The organism is Agaribacillus sp. DX54, assembly GCF_056858335.1.
The window spans coordinates 1-224 of record NZ_JBXEQE010000186.1 but is presented as its reverse complement, the minus strand read 5'-3'; the positions used below and the strand labels follow the sequence as shown (position 1 = coordinate 224).

Annotated in this window: 1 protein-coding gene; it reads left to right on the top strand. The window is 45.1% G+C overall.

Features of this window, described 5'->3' with window-relative positions:
* A partial coding sequence (locus AC04NP_RS30910) for a transposase (protein WP_482863999.1) occupies window positions 1-224 on the top strand: 224 nt, incomplete at both ends.

The following is a 224-nucleotide window of genomic DNA, read 5'->3' as shown; positions in this document are numbered from 1 at the left end:
AAAAGATATCCTGATCGCCTGTACGGACAACCTACGAGGCTTTTCAGAGGCCATACAGAGTATTTACCCTAAAGCGGAGATACAAAGCTGTATAGTGCATCAAGTGCGCAATTCGCTCAAGTATGTGGCCAGTAAAGACCAAAAGGCATTCATGGCCGAACTCAAGGAAGTCTATCGTGCTGACACCAAAGAATTGGCGGAAACCGAACTATTGAACTTATCTG